The sequence below is a fragment of the Ochrobactrum sp. SFR4 genome (assembly GCF_019730395.1).
Lineage (GTDB): Bacteria > Pseudomonadota > Alphaproteobacteria > Rhizobiales > Rhizobiaceae > Pseudochrobactrum.
The window spans coordinates 1-268 of the sequence record NZ_JAAPBB010000829.1 but is presented as its reverse complement, the minus strand read 5'-3'; the positions used below and the strand labels follow the sequence as shown (position 1 = coordinate 268).

The following is a 268-nucleotide window of genomic DNA, read 5'->3' as shown; positions in this document are numbered from 1 at the left end:
GCGGTTAATCTCCTGCGCTTCCTGAATTGTGGTTGAGCGGAAAACATCCATACGGGCAAGGCGGCGGCGGGTGCGTTCCAGATCAGCAGGATCATAGCGTTCACCCGGCTTGAGATCTTCCATATAGGCCACGAATTCCGGATCCATACGGGCAGTGCCCTGCACTGTCAGAGGGCCGTAATGTGCCAGTTGCCCCGGTTCGACCGTAATATCGGCATCAACCACATTGCCGGCATGATCAGCAACGACATTTTCATTGGCAATTTTA

At 54.1% G+C, this 268-nt stretch carries 1 pseudogene; it reads right to left on the bottom strand.

Going from position 1 to position 268, the window contains the following annotated elements:
* Positions 1 to 268: pseudogene (locus HBA93_RS21400) on the bottom strand (outer membrane protein assembly factor); the annotation flags it as partial.